The 22,716-nt window shown below is 68.4% G+C and carries 23 protein-coding genes and 1 riboswitch; of the genes, 5 read left to right on the forward strand and 18 right to left on the reverse strand.

Annotated features, from left to right (window positions below):
* Positions 1 to 666: 666 nt before the first annotated feature.
* From VGC13_RS02585 to VGC13_RS02595, 3 genes are all read right to left on the reverse strand, one after another.
* A complete protein-coding gene (locus VGC13_RS02585; RefSeq protein ID WP_331123636.1) occupies positions 667 to 921 on the reverse strand; it encodes a protease inhibitor I9 family protein in 255 nt (84 codons plus the stop codon).
* Positions 918 to 2,012 (reverse strand): thiamine pyrophosphate-dependent dehydrogenase E1 component subunit alpha, encoded by a 1,095-nt coding sequence (locus VGC13_RS02590; RefSeq protein WP_331123637.1) that lies wholly within the window; start codon positions 2,010 to 2,012, stop codon positions 918 to 920. The genes VGC13_RS02585 and VGC13_RS02590 overlap by 4 nt, the downstream gene beginning before the upstream one ends.
* Positions 2,013 to 2,167: 155 nt before the next feature.
* On the reverse strand, positions 2,168 to 2,800 hold the full coding sequence (locus tag VGC13_RS02595; RefSeq protein WP_331123638.1) for an HD-GYP domain-containing protein: 633 nt from the start codon (positions 2,798 to 2,800) through the stop codon (positions 2,168 to 2,170).
* Between the two features lie 15 nt (positions 2,801 to 2,815).
* A riboswitch (cyclic di-GMP riboswitch) is annotated at positions 2,816 to 2,905 on the reverse strand.
* A 372-nt stretch (positions 2,906 to 3,277) separates the two neighbouring features.
* Between VGC13_RS02595 and VGC13_RS02600 the strand changes: the two genes are divergently transcribed.
* Complete coding sequence (locus tag VGC13_RS02600; RefSeq protein ID WP_331123639.1) at positions 3,278 to 4,063, forward strand: SGNH/GDSL hydrolase family protein; 786 nt, start codon at positions 3,278 to 3,280, stop codon at positions 4,061 to 4,063.
* 98 nt (positions 4,064 to 4,161) lie between these two features.
* The gene (locus VGC13_RS02605; RefSeq protein ID WP_331123640.1) at positions 4,162 to 4,881 is read left to right on the forward strand and encodes a hypothetical protein; all 720 of its coding nucleotides are present in this window, start codon (positions 4,162 to 4,164) and stop codon (positions 4,879 to 4,881) included.
* A 614-nt stretch (positions 4,882 to 5,495) separates the two neighbouring features.
* Here VGC13_RS02605 and VGC13_RS02610 read toward each other — a convergent pair.
* From VGC13_RS02610 to sufC, 10 genes are all read right to left on the reverse strand, one after another.
* Positions 5,496 to 5,699 carry a helix-turn-helix transcriptional regulator gene (locus VGC13_RS02610; protein WP_331123641.1) on the reverse strand — a complete coding sequence of 68 codons (204 nt, stop codon included), beginning with the start codon at positions 5,697 to 5,699 and terminating at the stop codon, positions 5,496 to 5,498.
* Entirely contained in the window at positions 5,696 to 6,097 is a 402-nt protein-coding gene (locus tag VGC13_RS02615; protein WP_331123642.1) for a hypothetical protein, read from the reverse strand. The genes VGC13_RS02610 and VGC13_RS02615 overlap by 4 nt, the downstream gene beginning before the upstream one ends.
* A 182-nt stretch (positions 6,098 to 6,279) precedes the next feature.
* Positions 6,280 to 8,118, reverse strand: a complete 1,839-nt coding sequence (locus tag VGC13_RS02620; protein ID WP_331123643.1) for a DUF4209 domain-containing protein — start codon at positions 8,116 to 8,118, stop codon at positions 6,280 to 6,282.
* Between the two features lie 576 nt (positions 8,119 to 8,694).
* Positions 8,695 to 9,141 carry a Fe-S cluster assembly sulfur transfer protein SufU gene (gene sufU, locus VGC13_RS02625; protein ID WP_331123644.1) on the reverse strand — a complete coding sequence of 149 codons (447 nt, stop codon included), beginning with the start codon at positions 9,139 to 9,141 and terminating at the stop codon, positions 8,695 to 8,697.
* Positions 9,138 to 9,326, reverse strand: a complete 189-nt coding sequence (locus VGC13_RS02630; RefSeq protein ID WP_331123645.1) for a hypothetical protein — start codon at positions 9,324 to 9,326, stop codon at positions 9,138 to 9,140. Before VGC13_RS02630 ends, sufU begins: the two co-directional genes overlap by 4 nt.
* 48 nt (positions 9,327 to 9,374) lie before the next feature.
* On the reverse strand, positions 9,375 to 10,640 hold the full coding sequence (locus tag VGC13_RS02635; RefSeq protein ID WP_331123646.1) for a cysteine desulfurase: 1,266 nt from the start codon (positions 10,638 to 10,640) through the stop codon (positions 9,375 to 9,377).
* A gap of 79 nt (positions 10,641 to 10,719) precedes the next feature.
* Positions 10,720 to 11,037 carry a non-heme iron oxygenase ferredoxin subunit gene (locus VGC13_RS02640; protein WP_331123647.1) on the reverse strand — a complete coding sequence of 106 codons (318 nt, stop codon included), beginning with the start codon at positions 11,035 to 11,037 and terminating at the stop codon, positions 10,720 to 10,722.
* A gap of 2 nt (positions 11,038 to 11,039) precedes the next feature.
* The gene (gene sufD, locus VGC13_RS02645) at positions 11,040 to 12,389 is read right to left on the reverse strand and encodes a Fe-S cluster assembly protein SufD (RefSeq protein WP_331123648.1); all 1,350 of its coding nucleotides are present in this window, start codon (positions 12,387 to 12,389) and stop codon (positions 11,040 to 11,042) included.
* A 154-nt stretch (positions 12,390 to 12,543) separates the two neighbouring features.
* Positions 12,544 to 13,953, reverse strand: coding sequence for a Fe-S cluster assembly protein SufB (gene sufB, locus VGC13_RS02650; RefSeq protein ID WP_331123649.1), 1,410 nt, complete (start codon positions 13,951 to 13,953; stop codon positions 12,544 to 12,546).
* A gap of 107 nt (positions 13,954 to 14,060) precedes the next feature.
* Entirely contained in the window at positions 14,061 to 14,825 is a 765-nt protein-coding gene (gene sufC / locus VGC13_RS02655) for a Fe-S cluster assembly ATPase SufC (RefSeq protein ID WP_331123650.1), read from the reverse strand.
* Between the two features lie 255 nt (positions 14,826 to 15,080).
* Between sufC and VGC13_RS02660 the strand changes: the two genes are divergently transcribed.
* Together VGC13_RS02660 and VGC13_RS02665 are read left to right on the forward strand one after the other, a co-directional pair.
* Positions 15,081 to 15,932, forward strand: a complete 852-nt coding sequence (locus tag VGC13_RS02660; RefSeq protein ID WP_331123651.1) for a patatin-like phospholipase family protein — start codon at positions 15,081 to 15,083, stop codon at positions 15,930 to 15,932.
* A gap of 750 nt (positions 15,933 to 16,682) precedes the next feature.
* Positions 16,683 to 17,318: an SGNH/GDSL hydrolase family protein gene (locus VGC13_RS02665; RefSeq protein ID WP_331123652.1), complete on the forward strand. Its 636-nt coding sequence runs from the start codon at positions 16,683 to 16,685 to the stop codon at positions 17,316 to 17,318.
* Positions 17,319 to 18,335: 1,017 nt separating this feature from the next.
* Here VGC13_RS02665 and VGC13_RS02670 read toward each other — a convergent pair.
* The 3 genes from VGC13_RS02670 to VGC13_RS02680 all read right to left on the reverse strand — a co-directional run bounded on the left by VGC13_RS02670 (position 18,336) and on the right by VGC13_RS02680 (position 19,857).
* Positions 18,336 to 18,677: a hypothetical protein gene (locus tag VGC13_RS02670; RefSeq protein ID WP_331123653.1), complete on the reverse strand. Its 342-nt coding sequence runs from the start codon at positions 18,675 to 18,677 to the stop codon at positions 18,336 to 18,338.
* Between the two features lie 246 nt (positions 18,678 to 18,923).
* Positions 18,924 to 19,304 (reverse strand): hypothetical protein, encoded by a 381-nt coding sequence (locus VGC13_RS02675; RefSeq protein WP_331123654.1) that lies wholly within the window; start codon positions 19,302 to 19,304, stop codon positions 18,924 to 18,926.
* Between the two features lie 88 nt (positions 19,305 to 19,392).
* Positions 19,393 to 19,857 (reverse strand): hypothetical protein, encoded by a 465-nt coding sequence (locus tag VGC13_RS02680; RefSeq protein WP_331123655.1) that lies wholly within the window; start codon positions 19,855 to 19,857, stop codon positions 19,393 to 19,395.
* Positions 19,858 to 20,104: 247 nt separating this feature from the next.
* Here VGC13_RS02680 and VGC13_RS02685 point away from each other — a divergent pair, with 247 nt between their 5' ends.
* A complete protein-coding gene (locus tag VGC13_RS02685) occupies positions 20,105 to 20,419 on the forward strand; it encodes a hypothetical protein (RefSeq protein ID WP_331123656.1) in 315 nt (104 codons plus the stop codon).
* A gap of 503 nt (positions 20,420 to 20,922) precedes the next feature.
* On the opposite strand, the gene VGC13_RS02690 is transcribed toward VGC13_RS02685, so the two are convergent.
* Together VGC13_RS02690 and VGC13_RS02695 are read right to left on the reverse strand one after the other, a co-directional pair.
* A complete protein-coding gene (locus VGC13_RS02690; RefSeq protein WP_331123657.1) occupies positions 20,923 to 21,927 on the reverse strand; it encodes an MBL fold metallo-hydrolase in 1,005 nt (334 codons plus the stop codon).
* A complete protein-coding gene (locus VGC13_RS02695) occupies positions 21,924 to 22,712 on the reverse strand; it encodes a class I SAM-dependent methyltransferase (protein WP_331123658.1) in 789 nt (262 codons plus the stop codon). The genes VGC13_RS02690 and VGC13_RS02695 overlap by 4 nt, the downstream gene beginning before the upstream one ends.
* Positions 22,713 to 22,716 lie beyond the last annotated feature (4 nt).

Genomic DNA, 22,716 nt, shown 5'->3' on the forward strand with positions numbered 1-22,716 from the left:
GGTTGGGTTGCCGCGGCACCGGTGCGGGCTGCCGCGTCCGGGCTCCAGGCATCCGAGGCTAGATTCCTCGGCCCTGCGACCACCGGGGCATTCCTCGACTGCAGCGTGGCCGGGCCTCGGAATGACATACCGTGCGCGTTCAATCGCCAAATGGCGCTGTCATCCTGAGGCCCGGCCACTCCGCACCTTCCGCTCGCGCCGCCGGTCGCAGGGCCGAAGGATCTACTCTCGGATCGGCAGTGGCCCGACGCGGCAGCCCGCGCAACCGCTGCGGCTACAACAGCGCCGGACAGAGCGTGAGGCGGACGCGCGCATCCGCCGGAGGGACCGGCTTTGTCTGGCGGTTGGGTTGCCGCGGCACCGGTGCGGGCTGCCGCGTCCGGGCTCCAGGCATCCGAGGCTAGATTCCTCGGCCCTGCGACCACCGGGGCATTCCTCGACTGCAGCGTGGCCGGGCCTCGGAATGACAGACTCAGAGGGGTGCGGACGCGCAGGTGTGGAACGCCGCACGCGCCCGGGCCGCCGAGTCCGCGGAGGCGGACTTCGTGCCTTTCCAGCCGCGGTTTCAACCGCCCGGGGCGGGCCGGCCGACGACGGGCCGGCCCTTCGCGATACCGCAATCTCACCCGGCTCGATCTACGGCGGGAGGTCAGGAGCGGATGAGGGCTACATCGTCCGCACCGTCGCGTCGTGCTCCACGTACTTCACGGCGGGGTGGCGGCGGACGGCGTCCAGCGCGTCATCCGAAAGCTCCGCCGCAAAGCCCAGCAGCGCGTTGCGGAACACGTGCTTCGGGGCGAAGCCGTGCTCCGCGGCAAGCGCGTCCGCCACCGCGTCGGGCTCGGTGCCATCCACGAAGACGACGATGTAGCCCGGCGCCGCGGCGTTGCGCCTGCCGTGCAGCGGCGCCGGCCGGCTCACGCGTACACGTCCTCGACGGCGGATTCGGGGCGGGGCATGGCGTTTTCGCGGCTCGCAATGGCTTCCTCGGCGGCGGCCTCCACCTCGGCGCTCACGCGGGCCTCGATCTCCTCCATCACCTCGCGCCCGATCCCCTCTTCCTCCAGCCACGCCTCGTACAGCCCCACGGGGTCGCGGCGCCCCCAGCCGGCGAACAGTTCCGCGTCGAACATGCTGCGCGCCTCGCGCTCGTCGTGCGTGGCGTGGCCGCCCATGCGGAAGGTCTCGGCGATCAGCAGCGTGGGCCCGTTGCCGGCGCGCGCGTGGTCCGCGGCAAGCTTCGTGGCCGCGTACGCGTCCAGCACGTTGTTGCCGTCGAAGGTGCCGCCCGCCACGCCGTACATGGCCGGCCAGTCTTCGAACGAGCCCGCCGCGTGCTGCGACAGGCGCGTGCCCAGCGCCACCTGGTTGTTCTGGATGATGAAGATCACGGGCAGCCGCAGCACCGCCGCAAAGTTGATCCCCTCGTGGAACGCCGCCGTCTTGGTGGAGCCGTCGCCGATCCAGGTGATGCCCACGCGGTCCTCGCCCCGCTGCTTGAACGAGAGCGCGATTCCGCTGATGACCGGCACCACGTCGCCCACGTGGCTGATGGGCGGCAGCACGCCGTAGCCCAGGTCGCCCACGTGCAGGTCGCGTCCCTTGCTGGGGCCGTCGGCCGTGCCCAGGTAGCTGCGGAAGATGTCGGCCACCGGCATCCCCATCTCGTGGCAGGCGCCCGAGTTGCGGATCATGGGCGCCACCACGTCGCGGTCCGGCCCGGGCTTGCGCCGCAGCGCGTGCACGGGGCCGATGGTGGTGGCCTCTTCCCCCACGCCCAGCCACGCCTTGCTGATGATGCCGCTCTTGACCCACCGCTTGAGCATGATGTCGTGCAGGCGGTTGCGCAGCAGGCCGGCGTACAGGTCCAGCAGCTGCTCCTGCCCCAGCCCGCGGATCACTTCTTCGCGCCGCGGGTTGGCGGTGATGCACTCGCGGCAGGCCTTTACCAGCGCGGGATCGGCGGTCCAGTTGTGGTACTCGGGCGGATCGTAGGCGGCAAAGCGCTTCATGGGTCCCGCGGATGGATGAGCTTTCATTCGGACTGGGCGCCGGAGCATACGTCTCCGAGGACCGTCCGGCAATCCCACCATCCACTGGAAACGGCCCTCACATGGAGTGGACGGAGCCGGTTCCGCGGTTCGGCTCCGTGCGGAGCGGTCGCGTGCTATGCCTCCATGTGCAGAAGCACCTCGACCGCGCGCGGGTGAAAGCGGCTGCCACTGCCCTGTACGAGGATGCGCTCGCGGTGCGTGGAGCGCAGCCGGTCCTGGTACGGGCGCGGATGGGTGACCGCGTCGAACACGTCCGCCGCGCGCAGGATCCCGGCGAGCAGCAGGTCCACGTCGTCGGGAAACACCTGCTGGAGCCGCGCGAAGTCGGTGTACTGGTGCTCGATGAGCCGCGCCGTCCGCTCGGAGTGCGTGGCCCTCACGATCTTTGCGCCGACCGCCGCGTGCTCGCGGATGAGTGCCCGGTCCGCGGGATCGAGCCGCGTCGGCGCTTCCAGGATCCCGGCCGGAACGGAGATCATGCCGATCTCGTGCAGCCGGGCCGCGGCGCCCAGCAGGTCGCGGGCATCTGCCTGCACGCCCAGCTCGGCGGCGACGTGGCCGGCCAGGTCGGCGACGCGGCTGCAGTGCTCCACGAACCGCAGGCTGGCGTTCCGCTCCTCCAACCCAAAGGTGAGCGCGCTCGCCATCGCCAGGTACGTGGCGTCGAACGGGTTGTGCGCGGGGGTGAGGTCCGGGTCCGTTCTCTCGGCGGGGTGACGCCCGAACAGCCGGTTGATGAAGTGCATGGGACGATCGCTCTCATCGGCGGCTCGACTGGCGTGGCGGGCGCTGCCCGCGGTAGCCTCGTAGCTTTGCGTCCCCGTCTTTCGGCGGGTTTGCCGTTTCTGAAGGAGTTCCACCCGCGGCGGGTGGTGAACACGGGACGGAATGTCGAGCGCGGAAGAGACCGGGGCTGGGTGGGAGGGGGAGCGCCCGGGCCGTGAACGAATGTCGCGCATGCGGCGCAGATTGCGCAAGTCCTTTTCTCACTGCTACAAAACAGGGATCAGCAACTCCCCGCCCACAATCCCGCGGTTTCACGGACCGCCGGGGCGGGGCTGAGCTCTGTCCACGGCAAGGCGGGCCGGGTGTCGTTGGATGACCGCTCGTCCCCGCTCATCCCCCCGTTCGTCCCCGCCCACGGCCGCTCGTCACCCTCACGTCAGCATTTCCGCCAGGTCCGCGTTCCATCAGCGGGACCTGGATGGACACGGAATCAGGGGATGATGATGCGCATCATGGCGGCGTGCGTGGGATTGATGGCGGTGCTGGCCTGCCGCGGAGGCGGGACGGGGACCGGGGCGGTCGCCGGCTGCACGGACGATGCGGGCGGGCCCATGCGCATCCTGTTCATCGGCAACAGCCTGACGTACACCAATGCGCTGCCGTACATGCTGCGCTCGCTGGCGGACTCGGCGGGCGAGGCGCCGCCGCTGGTGGACGACGTCACGCTGCCGGACTACGGGCTGGAGCAGCACTGGCAGGACGGGCGCGCTGCCCAGGCCATCCGCGGCGCCTGCTGGGACGTGGTGGTGCTGCAGCAGGGCCCGTCGTCGCTGCCGGAAAGCCGCGTGCTGCTGCTGGACTACGCGGGCCGCTTCAATGCGCTGATCCGCGAGCAGGGCGCGCGGCCGGCGCTGCTCTCCGTATGGCCGTCGTCGTCGCGGCGCGGCGACTTTGCGCGCGCCATCGAGTCGTACGCGCTGGCGGCCGAGGCCGTGGACGGCGTGCTGCTTCCCGCGGCGACGGCGTGGCTGCGGGCGTGGGAGCTGGACCCGGCGCTGGACCTGTACACGGACGGCCTGCATCCCACGCCCGAGGGGAGCTACCTGGCCGCGCTGGTGATCGCGGGGCGGCTGTACGGGCGGGCGCCCGCGCAGATGCCGGCGGCGTTCTCCGTCCGCGCGCGGGGATCGTCCACGGACCGGCAGGTGCGGATCGATCCGGCCACGGCGGCGGTGCTGCGGCAGGCGGCACAGGCCGCGCTGGATGCGCATCCCGCGCGCTGACGGGGCGGGTGCTGGCACATTGGACGCAACGGATGTAAGTTTCCGTACGAAACGCCGGTTCGTGCCCCCGGCTTTCGCATCCCCGAAAGATTCCATCCGTGTTCGACGAGATTTCACCCGCCGAGATCGCCCTGCTCAAGGAGCTGGCGCAGAAGGGTGCGCCCGTGTCCGAGGCGCGCCTTGACGCCGACGCGCTGCGCACGCTGGGGCTGCGCCGGTACATCAAGCGGCTGAGCGGCTTTTCCATCATCACCCCCGACGGCCGCCGCGCGCTGCAGTCGCTGGAGAAGGGGCAGACGCCCTCTCCCGCTCCCATGCTCCGCGATCCGTACCCCATGCAGCCGCAGAGCGCCGCCCCCGAGCCCGCGCCCGAGGCGGACGGCACCAGCGTGAACACCACGCAGGAAGACATGCTGCGCCAGCTGGCCCTTTCCGAGGAGCCGGTACCGTTCGACGACCTGGACGGGCGGGTGGTGCGTGCGCTGGAGGGCCGCGGGCTGGTGCGCCGCTCCGACGGCATCGTGCTGCTGACGGAGGCCGGGCGCACCTTCTACGAGAGCAAGGTGCGCCGCCGCCGCCGCGCCCGCAGCGGCTGGGCCAAGAGCGCCCCCATCCCCGTCGAGGGCACGGACGACCGCGACGCCCGCGCCAACTCCATCCGCGAGGCCGTGGATGCGCTGCAGCGCTGCCTGGGCGACATGGACCGGCTGGAGATCGGCGACCTGGACGCCCCGGCGTCCGAGGCGTTCGCCGCGCTGCTGGAGCTTGCCGACCGCATCGAGCGCGGCGGCGACCCGCGCCGCATCACCCGCCGCTAGCGCATACGCACGGAACGCACGAAGCCCCGCCCGAGAACTTCGGGCGGGGCTTTGTTTTTACCGAGCCCGCGGCACCACCTGTCATTCTGAGGGAGCGCCCACCCCGAGCGTCCGGGAAAGCCACGGAGCCCGTTGGCGCGACCGAAGAATCTCCCTCCTCTCGCGCGGAGCCCCTCCTCCGGGCATCGCCCGGGAACCCACCGTGACGGAGAGATCCTGCCGTCCAGCGTAAAGATTCTTCGGTCGGCGCCACTGCTCCGGGGCGAAAGGAGAGTACCGCGCGGCGCCTCCCTCGGAGGGTGTTGCTAAACCCCTAACCTCACGAAGAAGCGATGACTTCCTGAGGGAGCGCGCCACGTGTAACCCGATTCCACACAACCGCCTGCGCGCGACCGAAGGATCTCGTCTCGATGGCGCAGGGGCCAGAGCAGGGCACGGGACCAGCCCCGCCGTTCTGCTGGCTAGATCCTTCGGTCGGCGCCAGGGTGCAGTGTACAAGCGAGTTACGGGGCGGCGCCTCCCTCAGGAAGTCAATCACGCTGGGAGGTTTGGCAACACCCGTTCGGAATGACAGTGTCGTCGGAGTTGGGTCACGGCATGCGCCGGATCGGGGGTCAGCCCGCCGCCTCTTCGTCCTCGAAGATCTCCTCGATCCGCATGGTGAAGAGGCGCGCGATCTTGAAGGCCAGCGGAAGGCTGGGGTCGTACTTCTCGGTCTCGATGGCGTTCACGGTCTGCCGCGAGACGCCCAGCCGCTCCGCCAGGTCCGCCTGCGACCACCGCTGCTCGGCGCGCAGCACGCGCAGGCGGTTCTTCACGCGTACCGCCGCTGCACCAGGACCACGCTCACAAAGCCGATCACCACCAGCGCCATCGACACCGTGCCCCCGCTCAGGCGCGGCAGCCCGGCCGTCAATTCCAGCACCCCGTACAGGCCGGCGAGCACGATGCTGGCGCTGTGGGCGTAGAACATTCCGCGGGTCCAGATGCGCTCGTCCATCTCGTCGGACTTGATGTGCGTGCGCAGCAGCCGCCAGATGCCCCACAAAAAGTAGACGGTTACCACCACCACCAGCGGCAGCAGGATGGTCCGCAGCACCGGCCGCGGCACGTACGGCTCTGCGATCAGCTGTGCGCCGAGCAGCGCGCCCAGGCTCAGCATCGCCTTGGCGAAGAGGATCGCGTATTTCTTCAAGAACAGGTTCTCGGGGATCATCGTGGCTCTCTCGGAAAGATCAGGTGAGACAAGTAGCACAGACATACAGTAAAGTACCTCCGTCACTGTGTCAAGCGTGCTTTCCACAAAGTCGCGGATGGATGACATCGGCCCGGCGGAGCTCGCGTCTCCGCCGGGCGATTCTTCATGAGATCCGGTCAATCACCCCCGACAGCACGTATTTAGGCTGAGTCGTCGCCCTCTGATTTCACTTCTGCGTCTTCCGGCGCGTTCGGAACGTACGCGTCCTGGAGCGTCGCGAGAATCGGTTCGCAGACCAGTCGGAAACAGAACCACCAGCAGTAGAAGCATTCCGGATCATTGAATGCGGCGGAGTCCATCAACCCATGCGCAACCCGATTGCGCAGGTCGGACCCGAACTTATCGATCAGCAGGCACTGCAGGCCGAACACGAAATCATCACCCAGTACCTCCCGTAATTCCCGCCGATAGAGCAGCTGGTTGAGACCTCGCTCCATCTGGATCCCATCCTTCAGGCTCGTGACGAGAACCTCTTTTCTGTCCAGCAACTCGCGGATCGAGTGCTCGACTTGCAGTACCAGGATGTGGGTCGCTTTTGCTATGTCACCTTCGAAAGCGGCTTGGAATGCTTGAGCGTAGAGCCACTCTCTCCCGGCGGGAACCAGTGGGTTGTTCGACACCAACCAGAAGAAATGCTCAGTGCGCACCAAGTGCTCCTCTGAGATCTGGTTGAGTGCGGGAATCACCACGGCCTGCGCGAGAATGCGATTCTGATTGGTGGCTGCCTTAGCCATATCTACTTGGATCGCTGCCTCGCGCCCATCCGGCGTCGACGGGTTTAGCGCTTCTTCACGCCCGACCACCCTTCCTTGGGCGTTCAACTGCTCCGCGGGAAAGAGTCGCCTGAACACGAACCTGTCTACGTTCTTCTCTGCCTGATGCCGAAGTTGTGAGTATTCAGGAACGGGCATAAGAAGCGCGAGCGCCAGCAGCGCCTCCTCAAGGGGTTTCCCGCTTACAGCATCGCGTGCAGCTTGGACTGCATCACCAATTGGTATGCTCGATCTCATGGGGATGAGTTCGCCAGGAATAGCGCGCTGATACTCTAGCATGAGGCGCTGGACTTCTTCGCTGCGTTCTGGCATTCTGGCACGCCTGAAGGCTTCGACGGCACGCTCCAGGTACTTCACAGCCCGCAGTTTTCCTATGTGCGGCAGGTCTGCGATTTCTTTCGCGCGCTTGAGGTAGCAATCGCCTTGGCGACCGAGTGCATCACTCCGCTTATCCGGGTCGTTGGCCATCCCCGCGAAATCTTCTGCAAGTTGCCAGTACCGCTCAGCTTGATCCCAATTGTTTTCACGTTCTGCATTATTCGCAATGTCGGAGGCCATAACGTACTGGGCCAAGGGATCACCAAGGCGGTGCTTCACAGCGAGCGTGAGGAGCGCATGGGCAAGCATTCCGGGGCTCGCGGCGACTTGACTCAGCACGCTGTCCACAAAGTCGGTGACTTCCTCGACCGCACCGCCTTTGGGCCCGAGCTGCCGGGCAATCTCCACGGCTCGTTCGATCGGGTGCATCCGGGAAGGCCAACGCTCGGCCCCCGCTATATCCTTCGCGATCTCGATATAGGATTCGATCGCCAAGCGGGCCATCTGATGGTTGCGCCCAAAGGTCCAAACGAAATCCGCCATCCGTGCACGAAGCCACGGATCAGGGACGGTTGGGGCGACGATGCCTAGGGCGGATACCGCCGCTGAGCTGATCCCTTCTGGGTCGGACGTGCGAAACGCCCCCACTTGAGTTGAGCGGAACGGCTGTCGTGGATGCTCTGGATGGAGGACAAACGAGCAGAGATCCGCGAGCAATCGGTATACCCCTTCCGCGCGGGCGTCACTGCTCTTCTCTGAGTCCTCCGCCGCTTGGTGGAATGCGTTGGCATACTCATAGTCCTTTGATGCGGCCACCGTTTCCAAGACCGATTGCCAAGGCGTCTGCTCGAAATCTTCCGAAGTCGGTGATTTGTCCTGCTCGTCCATGATTGAGGCCGTCTGGGTGAAGTGCTGTTGATTCTCTCCAAACATAGTAGAAGAGGCCGCGAACCATCGCGGTCTGCGGCGATTTGTGGCGCACCGTCGGGATTGTGACGTGCGGCTTGTATCTAACCAGACGCTAGAAGACCGCCGCTCCGCGAGGTGTTCTAATCGTCAGTGCTGACGGTGCAGTTGCGAGGGAGGCCGGCGGAGCGCCCGCAGCCAAGCGAATGGGCAGGTTCAGCGTGACGCGGACGCTGGAGACCGGAGGATACGGGAGGCAGGGTGGACGGGCGGGGGACGCCGGCGTGGTGCGCCGGACGTCCACCCGCTGCCGCCGCCTTCATTCACGCGTGAAGACGAGCGTCATCTCGGTCTCCCAGGCTTCACCGTCCCCCGAGACCGCCCACTCCCGCCGCACCGGCCTGGACCGGCTCCAGCGTTAATCGCGCTGTACGGAACGCCCATCGTGCCCCGGTTCTGTCCCGGTGAGCACCAGAAGACGCCAGAACAAAGAAAACCCTCCCCGGCGCGTGCCGGAGGAGGGTGATTCTTTTCGTTCGATGGAGGAGCCGCGTCGCGCTATTCGGCGGTGATCTTCTTCTCCGCCTCTTCCAGCGCGTCCCAGCCCAGCATGGCGCACTTCACGCGGCGGGGTAGCTTGGCCACACCGGAGAGCGCGCGCATGTCGCCGAGCGCCTTGTCGCGCGCGGCTGTCTCGTCGCCGTGGATCATGTCGCGAAAGCGCGCGGAGATGGCGTGCACCTCGTCCCACGACTTGCCCACCGCGTGCTCGCTCATCATCGACGCGGCCGCCTGCGAGATGGCGCAGCCGTGGCCGCTGAAGCGGATGGCCTCGATCTTTCCCTCGCGCACCTGCACCTGCAGCAGGATGTCGTCGCCGCAGACCGGGTTGCGCATGGGCACCACCGCGTCCGGCGCCTCCAGCTCGCCCCGGAACTTGGAGCTGCGGTAGTGCTTCAGGATCAGCTCCTGGTAAACCGAGTCCAGCGCAGACCGCTCCGTCATTTCATCTCCAGTGCTTCGTGCAGGGCAGAGCCCAGGTTGTCGATCAACTCCTCGCGCGTCGCTCCCTGCGAATTTACCCCGCCAACCTCGTCCATCCATCCGATCCACCAGCGTTCCCGCCGCTGGATGGTGGCGGTGTAGCCCGGCGCGACCTCGATCACCTGCCGATCATCCACCGTGCCCATCCTCCGTCGTATTTGGCAGGCTGTCCCCTGTCCCCTGTTCCCTGCCGTTCAGTACCCGAACAGCCCGCGCGCCTTGTGCAGCGCATCCACCAGCGTGTCCACCTCGGCCGGCGTGTTGTACAGGTAGAACGAGGCGCGCGCGGTGCTGCCCACGCCCAGGCACTTCATAAGCGGCTGGGTGCAGTGGTGGCCGGCGCGGATGGCCACGCCCTCGCTGTCCAGGATGGTGGCCAGGTCGTGCGGATGGATGTCGGCCAGCGTAAAGCTCACGACGCCCGACCGCTCCTCCAGGCTGCGCGGGCCCAGGATGGTGAGGTCCTCGATCTCGCCCAGGCGCTCCACCGCGTACGCCACCAGCGCCCGCTCGTGCGCCAGGATGGCCTCGCGCCCCAGCCCGGCCAGGTAGTCCGCCGCGGCCCCCAGGCCGACGGCGCCCGCCACGTTGGGCGTTCCCGCCTCGAACTTTGCCGGGATCGGCGCGTAGGTGGACGATTCCAGGTCCACCCACTCGATCATGTCGCCGCCGCCGTGAAAGGGGGGCATGGCCTCGAGCACCTCGCGCCGCCCCCACAGTCCGCCGATGCCCGTGGGCCCGCACATCTTGTGGCCGCTGAACGCGTAGAAGTCCGCCCCCAGCGAGGGCACGTCTACCGGCAGGTGCGGCGCGGACTGCGCGCCGTCCACCACCATCAGCGCCCCCGCCGCCTTTGCCTTTGCCGCGATCTCGCGGATGGGGTTCACCGTTCCCAGCGCGTTGGACACGTGCGAGAGCGAGACCACCTTCGTGCGCTCCGTCAGCAGGTGGTCCAGCATCGACAGGTCCAGCCGCCCCTGGTCATCGATCTCCAGGAAGCGCAGCCGTGCGCCGGACCGCTGCGCCGCCAGCTGCCAGGGCACCAGGTTGCTGTGGTGCTCCATCACCGACAGCAGGATCTCGTCGCCCGGGCGCAGGTTGGCCATCCCCCAGGCCCACGCCACCAGGTTCAGCCCCTCAGTGGTCCCCCGGGTCCAGACCAGCTCCGCCGTGTCGGTGATCCCCAGCAGCGCCGCCACCTGCCCCCGCGCCGCGTCGTACGCGTCCGTGGCGCGGTTGCTGAGCTCGTGGATGCCGCGGTGCACGTTGGCGTTGTTGCGCTCGTAGTGCCCGCTGATGGCGTCGATCACCGCCCGCGGCTTCTGCGTGCTGGCCGCGTTGTCCAGGTAGACGATCGGCTTTCCGTTCGTCGTCTCGCGCAGGATGGGAAAGTCCTGGCGGATGCGCTCCACGTCCAGCGGAGTGGCGGCGGGCGCTTCGGAAAGGCTCAGGCTGCTCATGGCGATGTCCATCAGAAAAGAAAGCGCGAAACCGGGCGCAGGGCCGGCTTCGCGCCTGGAGAAACCGGATTCCGGTGGATCAGGAAACCTCGATCCATACCGCGCCGTCCTCCACCTTGGCGGGGTAGACGGCGATGGGGCGAAAGGCGGGGGGGCAGGTGGGCTCGCCGGTGCGCAGGTCGAACGCCGCGCCATGCCACTCGCAGGTGACCGTGCACGACGCGGCGTCCACCTCGCCCACGCTGAGCGGAAAGTCGCGGTGCGAGCAGTTGTCGGCGAATGCGTACACCTCGCCGTCCACCCGCGCCAGCGCCACCCGCCTCCCCGCCGCCTCCACCCCCAGCACCGCGTTTCCGTCCGGAAGCTCCGCGACGGAGGCGGCCTTTACCCACGCCAACGTCAGCCCTGCGGCGCCAGCTTGCGCTCCACCACGCGCAGAAGCTCCTGCTTCACGCCTTCCAGCGGCAGCTGCTCCAGCACCTCGCCAAAGAAGCCGAACACCACCAGCCGCACCGCCTCCTTCTTGGGAATGCCGCGGCTGAGCAGGTAGAACACCTCTTCTTCGTCCAGCTGCCCCACCGTGGCCGCGTGCGAGCAGCGCACGTCGTCGGCCTGGATCTCCAGGTTGGGAAGCGAGTCCGCGCGCGCCCCGTCGCTCAGGATCAGGTTGCGGTTGGTCTGGTACGCGTCCGTGCGCTGCGCCCTGGGGTGCACGCGGATGAGCCCGCGGAACACCGAGCGCCCCTTGTCGTTCAGCGCGCCCTTGAAGAGAAGGTTGCTGCTGGCGTGCGGGGCCAGGTGGTCCTGCAGCGTCTGGTTGTCGAAGTGCTGCGTGCCGTCGGCGATGTACAGCCCCAGCATGTCGACGTGGCTTCCCGGCGCCTGCATGCGGCACTGCACGTCCGCGCGCGAGACGTCGCCGCCAAAGGTGGTGTACAGCGTGGTGATCTTTGCGTCGCGCCCCGCCACCAGCCGGTCGGTGGCAAGGTGCACCACGCCGCGCCCGTACCGCTGCACCTGCGTGTAGATCACCACCGCGCCTTCGTCGGCAAAGATCTCGGCCGCGCCCACCGAGAGCGCCGTCTTGCCAAGGTCGTCGGAACCCAGCTCCTCCACCACCGCCACCCGCGCGCCCTGCTCCGCCACCACCAGCACGCGTCCCAGCGCCGCCGTGCCGCCCTCGCTGATCCAGCGGTAGACGCGGAACGGCACCTCCACCTGCACGTCCTTCGGAACGTAGAGAAACGCGCCGCCGGTCCAGAAGGCCGAGCTGAGCGCCGCGAACTTGCCGTCGTCGGGGGTGATGGCCGTGCCGAAGTGCTTCTGCACCAGCTCCGGGTGCTCGCGCGCCGCCGCTTCGAGCGAGCTGAAGATCACCCCCTGCGCCGCCAGCGACTCCGGCAGCTCGCGCAGCACCACGGACGCGTCCACCTGCACCATCCGCGCGGACGACTCGCCCGCCTCGTCCATGCGCGCGCGCAGCCCGGCCGGCAGCGCCGCCGCGTCCGCCGGCCCCCGCTCGTCCGCGAACGAGAACGCGTCCAGCTTCAGCAGCTTCTTGATGTCGGTGTAGCGCCAGTCTTCGAGCCGCGTGGTGGGCAGGGGCGTGGCGGCGAACACCGCGTGGGCGTGCATGCGCCCGTCGCGCAGCCAGTCCGCCTCCAGCTTGCGCGCCGTAAGGATCTCCACCTGGTCGCGGGTGAACAGCCCCACGTCGGCGGGGGTGATGGCGGTCGATGTATCGGACACTGGTCGTTTATCCGTCAGAGTTTCGTCGCTGCCTCGAGGGAATAGGTAATAGGGGATAGCCGGCGAACTGCGCCCGCGTCGGCAGGCTGTCGTGCAGTCGTCCTTGTCTTGCTATTCCCTATTCCCTGTTCCCTATTCCCTTCAGTTCCTGCCGTTACCCTACGCTGCCTTCCATCTCCAGCTCGATCAGCCGGTTCAGCTCCACCGCGTACTCCAGCGGCAGCTCCTTGGCGATGGGCTCGATGAAGCCGCGCACCACCATGGTGGCCGCCGCGTCCTCGCTCAGCCCGCGCGACATCAGGTAGAACAGCTGCTCGTCGCCGATCTTGCTGACCGTGGCCTCGTGGCCGATCTGCGCGTGCTGGTCCTCGATGTTGATGTACGGATAGGTGTCCGTCCGCGCCTCCTCGTCCAGCAGCAGCGCGTCGCACTCCACGTTGCTGCGCGCGTGGTGCGCGCCCGGCTGCACGTGCAGCAGCCCGCGGTAGCTGGAGCGGCCCGTGCCGCGGCTGATGGACTTGCTGACGATGCGCGACGACGTGTGCGGCGCCGCGTGGATCACCTTGCCGCCGGCGTCCTGGTGCTGGCCGTTCCCCGCGTAGGCGATGGACAGGATCTCGCCGCGCGCGCCCTCGCCCATCAGGTAGCAGCTGGGATACTTCATCGTCAGCTTGCTGCCCAGGTTGCCGTCCACCCACTCCATGGTGCCGTTGCGCCCTACCTTGGCGCGCTGCGTCACCAGGTTGTACACGTTGTGCGACCAGTTCTGGATGGTCGTGTAGCGCATCCGCGCGTCGTCCTTGACGACGATCTCGATGACGCCCGAGTGAAAGCTGTCCTGGCTGTACGAAGGGGCCGTGCACCCCTCGATGTACTGCACCTGCGCGCCCTCTTCGACGATGATCAGGGTGCGCTCGAACTGCCCCATGGCCTCGGCGTTGATGCGGAAGTACGCCTGCAGCGGCATGTCGAGCTTCACCCCCTTGGGGATGTAGACGAACGATCCGCCCGACCACACCGCCGTGTTGACCGCCGCGAACAGGTTGTCGCGAAAGGGCACCACCGTGCCGAAGTACTCGCGCACCAGCTCTTCGTGGTCGCGCAGGCCGTCGTCCATCCCCTTGAAGATGACGCCCTGCTCCTCCCACTCCTTCTTGAGCGAGTGGTACACGACCTCGCTTTCGTACTGCGCGCCCACGCCGGCCAGGATGCGGCGCTCCTGGTCGGGAATGCCCAGCCGCTCGAAGGTGTTCTTGATGTTCTCGGGGACCTCGTCCCACGTCTTCCCCACCTTTTCGCTGGGGCGGATGTAGAAGTAGATCTCGTCGAAGTTCAGGTTCGACAGGTCGCCGCCCCAGGTGGGCCACGGCCGCGCCTGCGCGTGCTTCAGCGCCTTCAGCCGCACCTGGAGCATCCAGTCCGGCTCGTCCTTCTGCTTGCTGATCATGCGGACGATGTCTTCGTCGAGCCCCTTGCGGCTCTTGAAGATGTAGTCCTCTTCGTCGCGAAAGCCGTACTTGTACTCGTCGAGCCCGAGTGCGGCTACGTCTTCGTTGTAAGGCATGGTGCCTCCCTGAAAGTCAAAAAGTACCTAGTGCCCAGTGCCCAGTGCCAAGGCGTTCGCGCCGATTCTCCGGCACTCCACACTAGGCACTTGGTACTTCAGTTCCCTTACGCCCCGACTTCTTCCTTCACCCAGTCGTAGCCGCGCTCCTCCAGCTCCAGCGCCAGCTCGGCGCCGCCGGAGCGGATGATGCGGCCGTCCACCATCACGTGCACCCGGTCGGGGGTGATGTAGTTCAGCATGCGCTGGTAGTGCGTAATCAGCAGCACGGCCATCTCGGGCCGCTCGGACTTGATCTTGTTGATGCCCGCCGTTACGATCTTCAGGGCGTCGATGTCCAGGCCGCTGTCGGTCTCGTCCATCACCGCCAGCGTGGGCTCCAGCATGGCCAGCTGAAGGATCTCGTTGCGCTTCTTTTCGCCGCCGCTGAAGCCGTCGTTCACGGAGCGGGTGGCGAACGCCGGGTCCATCTCCAGCATGGCCATCCGGGCTTCCAGCTCTTCCTGGAAGTCGAAGATGTCGACCTCTTCGCCGCGCTTGGCGTTCAGCGCCGTGCGCATGAAGTTGGCGACCGATACGCCGGGGATCTCGACCGGGTACTGGAAGGCCAGGAACACGCCGGCGCGCGCGCGCTCGTCGGGCTGCATGTCGAGCACGCTCTCGCCGCGCAGCAGGATGTCGCCGTCGGTCACTTCGTAGGCCGGGTGCCCGCTGATCACCTTGCTGAGCGTGCTCTTGCCGGACCCGTTGGGCCCCATGATCGCGTGGATCTCGCCCGCGTTCAGTTCCAGGTCCAGGCCCTTCAGGATCTCCGTCCCGTCTTCGGCGATCTCGGCGTGAAGGTTGGTGATCTTGAGCAGCGGTTCGGCCATCTATCGGTCTCCTGAGGGGTATCCGGCGCGTGCGGCCGGCGTTCGTCGTTTCGTCGGTCTGGTGCCCGCACCCTGTACACCGCAGCGGGCAGTCGGATCACCAAGAATGATTCTCCGTATCAACTGGCAACCTAGGCTCGGCACCCGGCCTCGTCAAGCCTGTGCACACCCGCGCGTGCGAGGCACGGGGGGGTCGCAAGTTCCATGCGGCCAGCCCGCGCCGCCGGCCGCCGTCCCTCTTCCGCACGGTCCCCGGTGAGCGAATCCAGCGAATCTCCGTCCGCCGGCGTTCGCCCGCGCACCGTGCTGGTGCTGGGCGGCGGCGGAATGAAGGGCACCGCGCACGTGGGGGTGTGGAAGGCGCTCGAAGAGGCCGGCGTGGTGCCCGACGCCATCGTGGCGTGCAGCATCGGCTCGCTGATCGGCGCGTCGCTGGCGGGGGGGATGGGGTGGCGCGAGCTGGCCGACATCGCCCGCGCGCTCCGGCGCGAGGACATCGTGCAGATCAACCGCCGCGCGGTGTTCATGGGCGGCGTGCGCGAGGAGGCGGTGTTCAGCGGCGACCACTACCGCGGCTGGATTCGCCGCAACCTGCCGCTCAAGTCCTTCGCCGAGGCGCGCATTCCCATCCGCATCAACGCGGTGTCGCTGGTGGGGTGCGGCGAGGCGTGGTTCGGCACGGGCGTGCGCGAGGACGTGGACCCGGTGGACGCGGTGTACGCCTCGTGCGCCATCCCCATCTACTATCCGCCGCTGCGGCTGGACGGCGACTTCCTGGTGGACGGGGGCGTGCTGAACGTGCTGCCGGTGGACCAGGCGTTCGCGTGGGGGGCGGAGCGGGTGATTGCGGTGGACGTGGGGTCGGAGATCCAGCCCCCCGCCGCCGACTACTTCGACCGCGGGATGATCGCCATCCACGACCGCGTGCTGACGATGAACATCGCGGGGCAGCGGCAGCGCAACCTGGAAGCGTGGAAGGACCGCCCCGTGACGCTGGTGCGCCCCCGCATCGGCCACCTGGGCGCGTGGGACTTCACCCGCACCCAGTACTTCCTCGAGGAAGGCTACCGCGCCACCCGCGAGGCGCTGAAGAACTGGGCTCGATAGAGGAAGGCAAGTCACGCGGGAGAGGCGGGGAAGGAGAGGACGCGGCCATGGACCGCGTCCTCTTTTCGCATCCCGTCGTCAGTAGGGCTGTGCCTCGCACCCCGTACCCGGGCCGCTTCCGCCCCCGCCGCCCCCACCCCCGCCGCACCCAATGTTCGTGGGGCAGTCCACTCCACCTGTGCAAAGCTTGAAGTCGCACGTGCCGCAACTGTATTGCATGCAGCTGTGCTGGCAGCTCCACACGCAGCTTCCGCAGCTGCCGGCGCAAGTGTACTCGTGCGTGGCGCACCCGGACTCCTGCATCGTGGGGCAGTGTCCACGTACGGTCCCTGCGATTGGCGCCTCGGCGGCGGTCGAGAACGAGTCCACCCGCAACTGCTCGATCTGGAGCCTGAGCTTCTTCATGGTGCTCTCGCATGTGAAGGATGAATGCCGAACAGCACGGGCCATAATTTGTGAGACCGCGCGTGCTCCCGCAACTGGCGATTCCATCCTGCACAGCCCGGGAGCGAATGAATTCGCCGCTGGAAAAACGCAAAGTCCGCCTGCGCGGACTGCAGCCGAGACGTTCGTGAGCCGGGGACGGAACGTGGTATCCGATCGTGAAGCCCCGCGCCGTTTGCGGGGCTTTCCGCTTTTCCAGCCGCGGGTTCACCCGCCCGGGATGGAGGTGTGTGCCACGCATCGGACCATCGTTTGCACCTCGTCCGCTCAATTCCACACGGCGAAACCAGGCGACGGACATCCATCATGCCCCACGTGGTTCTTCTTGGCGACAGCATCTTCGACAACGCGGCGTACGTGGCCGGCGGGCCGGACGTGGTCACGCACCTGCGCGGCGGGCTGCCGGAGGGGTGGCAGGCGACGCTCTCCGCCATCGACGGGGCGACGACGCACAGCATGCCCATCCAGTACAAGCGCATTCCCAACGACGCGACGCACCTGGTGCTGAGCCTGGGGGGGAACGACGCGCTGATGAACGTCGACATCCTGGACCGCCGCACCTCGTCGGCGGGGGACGCGCTGGGGATGCTGGCGGACGTGCGCGACGCGTTCGCCGGGCGGTACGGGGAGGTGCTGCGCGAGCTGCGGAGCCGGGACCTGCCGCTGACGGTGTGCACCATCTACGAAGGAAACTTTCCCGACGCGCGGATGCAGCGGCTGGCGGCGACGGCGCTCACGGTGTTCAACGACGCCATCCTGCGCGCCGCAGTCGCCGCCGGGCTGCAGGTGATCGAGCTGCGCCTGGTGTGCAGCGAGCCGGCGGACTACGCCAACCCCATCGAGCCGTCGGTGCAGGGCGGCGCCAAGATCGCCCGCGCCATCGCCCGCGCCGTGGGCGCGGACGGCCACGGCGGCCCCCGGACGGAGATCGTCACGGTCTGACGGGTTGCCACTTACACCCTCGATTTGACTTCCTGAGGGAGGCGCCGCTCCGCATCCTGTTCGTATGATGGGAGATTGGCGCCGGCCGAAGGATCTCGCCGGCATAACTGAGGGGCCGGCTCCACGTCGTGAAGCGGGCCCCTTGCGGGCCGATCGTAGGTCCTTCGGTCGCGCGCAATCTGTTGTGCGGCCTCTGGCTGCACGTGGTGCGCTCCCTCAGGAAGTCAGGCCCTGGGTGACCTTCAGGATTGGAAAGGCTTCTGAAGCACGATCTGTCATTCCGAGGCCCGCCCACACTGCACCATCGGAATGCGCGGAGGGTTGCAGGGCCGAGGAATCTACCGTCGGCCTGCTCGAACCTGGACGCGGTAGCCCGCACCGGGATCGCGGCTGCGACGGCGCGTGACGAGGCCTCTGGGTCGGCGCTCCGCGGCGTCGGCAGGATACGAAAGCGGGCCGGACGATTTCGATCGTCCGGCCCGCTTCTACTGCATGTGGCTTTGTCTGGCGGTGGCGTGGCCGCGGAATCACGCGGGGCTGCCGCGACTGCCCTCACGGCATCCGACGATAGATTCCTCGGCCCTGCGGCCACTCGCGCGAGGTTCAGAGTGTGGAGTGGCCGGGCCTCGGAATGACAGCGTCGGCCTCTCATCTCCCTGTCTGGCGGTGGCGTGGCCGCGGGATCGCGCTGGGCTGCCGCGACCGCCCTCATGGCATCCGACGATAGATTCCTCGGCCCTGCGGCCACTCGCGCGAGGTTCAGAGTGTGGAGTGGCCGGGCCTCGGAATGACAGCGTCGGCCTCTCATCTCCCTGTCTGGCGGTGGCGTGGCCGCGGAATCACGCGGGGGCTGCCGCGACTGCCCTCACGGCATCCGACGGCAGATTCCTCGGCCCTGCGGCCACTCGCGCGAGATTCAGGGTTTGGAGTGGCCGGGCCTCGGAATGGCAGACGCGCGCGGGTGGGGACGCCTGGCCCCGCGTCGTTTGCGGGGCTTCGCGCTGTTCCAGCCGCGGGTCAGCCGCCCATCTGGGGGTCGGTGAGGTAGTAGCACAGGCGGGCGAGATCCACCGCCTGGCGGACGCCGGCCAGCGCGCGCGTGCTGGGACCGCGCTCTACCTTGAGCCGCAGCCCCTCCGGGCGCCAGTTGCAGCCGTCGCTGTCGGGCTGGGCGGGGGCCAGCCGCCCGGCCTCGAAGGCAAGCCCGTTGCATTCGGGGCGCGCGGCGAGCAGGTGGTTGATGGCCTGCACCAGCTCGTCCGCGTCCAGCGTCTGCCGCAGTGCGGGGTGCCCCGAGGCATGCAGGAACGCGGAACGCGCCTGTACACTCGCCGTCAGCATCTGAGAAGTCGCGATCATAATGGCTTTCTCCGTCCGTAGGTGCACCCCACGTCAGGCAAGCCCGGTGCTCACTGCGTGATTTTTGTAAAGCAGTTGCACGGCATGGACTTGCGAATGATTGGCGCCGTTGTGACGGACGGTTTCTGCGTCTGCCTTCGCGACACTGTGCGAAATCCGGACGCATTCGCGGGAAGCCGGAACGAACGAGGGGCGGCCCCGCCGCGGGGCCGCCCCTCCAGTGCATCCGACGACGAAGGCGCTCGTTCAGGACGCCTGCTGCTGGTCCGCGGGCGGCCCGTGGCCGCGCAGCGAGTCCAACTCGGCGAGGTCGTCGTGCCACACGGACTTGAGGATGGGGTGGCGGTCCATGTACGCGCGCAGCCCCGAGACCAGCGCGTCCAGGTTCACCCCTTCGAAGTCCTCGGCAAAGCTGGGATGCTCCGCGCCGTCCTCCGCGGGCGCGGCGTCGCCCAGCCACACCAGGCGGCCGTCGGCGTACTGAATGCCCACCCGCTCGCCGTCGGTGGCGTAGCTCACCGCGCCGTCCCACGGCATGATGTCGTGGACTTCGCGCCCCTGGCTGTCCAGGCGCGGAAGGTAGAAGCGGTCGGGAAGCCGGATCTGGCGCGTTGCCATGGTGTGCATGCCGCGTTCGGTTCCGCCGGGGGACTCCGCCCGGCCGCGGGTGACTGGATACCTGTGAAAAGGGGCGCCACCCGGCGCCCCACGACGATCAGACCCGCGAAGCCGCGGCCGGGCGGCGCGCCCCGGGCGTCTCGGCCGCGGCGTCGATGCCGTCGGGGTGAATGCGCTCCAGCTGCGCGCGCACCTCGACGAACCGCTGCGCCTGCGCCACCAGCCCGCGCCGCTCCAGGAACGCGTTCAGGTGCTGCAGCACGGCGCACAGCGTGTCGTACCGCTCTTCCACCCGCCGCAGCCGCCGGATCTCGCGCACCAGCCGCAGCGCCGCGTCGGGGTGCATGGCCGCGATGTACGCCTGGTCCGCCTCGCCCATCTCGTGCTCGCGCTCCACCACGTACCGCATTTCGTCCGCCTGTCCGTGCACCACCACGCGGGCGGTTTCGCCGGTGACGTAGTCCAGCACCACCTGCGGCTCCCACGGCCCGGGCGTGGCGTCGCAGGCAAGGGACTCGATCTCGAACAGCTCGCGGTCGGTGGGCGGAACGTGCCTGGTCATGGCTGCGCGGTGGGCCGCGGTGGCGCGTGCGGCGGTGGATGAGGAGGCGTGCGCTGGCCGGCGGGCGCCGTGCGCGGGAGTACGGACCTGAAACGATGGAACGTCGCAGTCCCGTACGCAAGTGTTTCGGGCGCGTTTCGGGACAGGATGGAGAGCGCGGGATGCGTCCCGGCGGATGATGGTACGGCGGATGCTGATGCCTCGCGCGTCAGCAATCCACCGAACCCGGACCCACGACGACCCGACGATGCCCAGCCCGCGACTGCTTTCCGCCGCGTTCCTTGCCGCCGCGCTCGCGCTTTCCGCGTGCGACGGCGCCGGCGAGCACAACGTTCCCGACGAGGCCAACCAGGAAGCCACCGGCGCCGACTCGGCCGCCGCGGGCACGGACGTGCCCAGCACGCTGCCGCCCAAGGGGACGGTGAACCCATCCGCGCCCTCCGGGCCCGGCACCTCGGCCGACAGCGCCGCGGCGGGGATGGGGCAGTCGCAGGGCGCCAGCCCGGGCTCGCCGAATCCCAGCAACCCGGTGCACTCCGGCGTGGCGTCGGATTCCGCCTGAGCTCAAGGACAGATTGGCCTCACACGGAGTCAACGGAGTTTTCTCGTGCCGGCTCCGCGGACTCCGTGTGACCAGCTCCGGCAAAAGAATGGTGTCACGCAGAGGGAGCAGAGGGAGCAGAGGAAACCATGCCGCTTCCTCTGCTTCGTTTGCGTGAGCAACCACTCTTTTTGCGGGTCTGGTATGATACCAGATTTTCGGCCCGATCGTGCATTCCCACAGGCAGTCTCATCCTCAGACCAGATCCTGAAAAAGAATAATCGTACAGAGGAACAGAGTCAGACAGAGAAAGCGAGCTGAAATATCGGCCTGGTTCCTCTGTCTGACTCTGTTCCTCCGTACGCATGAAGGTGTTGTTTCCCGGATTCGGCGTCACACCGAGGACATGGAGAAGACAAGAGGACAGGTTTCTCCTCCGTGCTCTCCGTGCCTTCCGTGAGACGGCAGTAGAAGTTTGGGTGCACAATGAACTGCGGACTCCGTGTGAGATCGATCGATCCGGGCTAGGAGATGATCCGGGTCTCGCCGTGCCGCAGGACGTGGAGGTCTTCCGGCGGCAGGGCGGCGTCGGTCCAGGCCTGGCGCAGACGGACGGGGGGTTCCAGCGGGTCCTCGTCCGTCAGGCGAAAGGTGCCCCAGTGCATGGGGACGAAGGCGCCGCGGGAGCCCATCTCGCGGTAGGCGCGCACCGCCTCTTCGGGGTTCATGTGCGCCGGCGCCATGAACCAGCGCGGCTCGTACGCGCCGATCGGCATCAGCACCGCGTCGAAGGGCCCCAGCCGCTCCCCGATCTCCGTGTAGCCGCGAAAGTATCCGCTGTCGCCGCCAAAGTAGACGCGGCGTCCGCCGGCCGTCCGCAGCGCGAACGATCCCCACAGGCGGTCGTTGTACTCGCGCAGGCGGCGGCGCGTCCAGTGCTGGGCGGGCGCGCAGGTGATGGCCAGCGGCCCGTCCGCCCCTTCGATCGACACCTCGTCCCACCAGTCCACGTCCGCCACGTTGCGGATCCCCGAGGCCCGCAGCCACGCCGCGTGCCCCAGCGGCCCGATCCACCGGACCGCATCCCCGAAACGGCGGTGAAGCTGGCGCACGCTCCACGCGTCCAGGTGGTCGTAGTGGTCGTGCGACAGCAGCACGGCGTCGATCGGCGGCAGCGCATCCAGCGCCAGGCCGGGCGGCACGAAGCGCTTGGGCCCCAGGAAGCGAAGGGGCGACGCGCGCGTGCCGAAGTGCGGGTCCAGCAGCACGTTGGCGCCGCCCAGCTGCAGCAGGAAGCTGGAGTGCCCGATCCAGGTGATGCGCACCTCGCCGGCTTCCGCGCGCGGCCGCGCCACGTCGCCGGGGACGAGCGGGAGGTCGGCGGGCCGGGGATTGGGCGGCAGCGTCTGCCGCATCCGCTCCCGCTGCCAGCGCAGGACGCCGCCCGCGTTGCGTTCGTCCGCCACTTCCAGCGGCCAGGGGATGCGGTACCTGCCGTCCGGACCGTGGTGCGGGGGACGCTCGCTCACGGCTTCCGTCCCGCGCGCGCCGTGTCCGCCGGGGCGGGGCAGGGGCGGATGGCGCCGGGGCGCGGCGCGGGGCCCGCCGTGGGGCGAAAGACGGCCAGGTAGCCCGATCCGCCGCCCAGGTCGTGGAACCCCGCGGGCTCGTACCCGGCCGCCGCCAGCTCGCAGCGCAGCAGGGGGACGGGGGTGCCGTGGCGGTTCGTCGGCCGGTCCAGGTCCACCACGGCGACGCGGCCGCCGGGGCGCAGCGCCGGGCGCAGGTTGAACAGGAACGCGTACGGCTGCTCTACTTCGTGATACATGTGCACCAGCAGCACCAGGTCGGCGGAGGCGGGGGCCAGCCGCGGGTCGTGCGGCTGGCCCAGCGCGAGGGTGACGTTGCGCAGCGAGTCGCGGCGGACGCGGGCGCCCAGCCGCTCCAGGTAGCGCGGCATGATGTCCTGCGCGATCACCCGCCCGCGCGGCCCCACCCGCGGCGACAGGCGCACCGTGTAGTAGCCGCTCCCCGCGCCCACGTCGGCGACGGTCATGCCGGGGCGCACCTGCAGCAGGTCCATCACCCGCCGGGCCTCGCGGGCGGTGTCGCGCGCGGACTCGCTGCTCCACGTGTCGGTGACGATGGAGGCCACCGGCCGCGACGGCGCGGGGAACGAGTCCGCGGGCATCCCCGCCGGGCCCAGCGGCCGGGCGGCGTCCGCGCGCGGCGCCGCCCGCTCCTGCGTGCGCCCGCACGCCAGCACCAGCAGGATGGGGACGATGCGCGCCGCGCGCCCAAGCCGGGTCCACATCGAG

Source organism: Longimicrobium sp. (assembly GCF_036399255.1).
Taxonomy (GTDB): Bacteria; Gemmatimonadota; Gemmatimonadetes; order Longimicrobiales; family Longimicrobiaceae; genus Longimicrobium.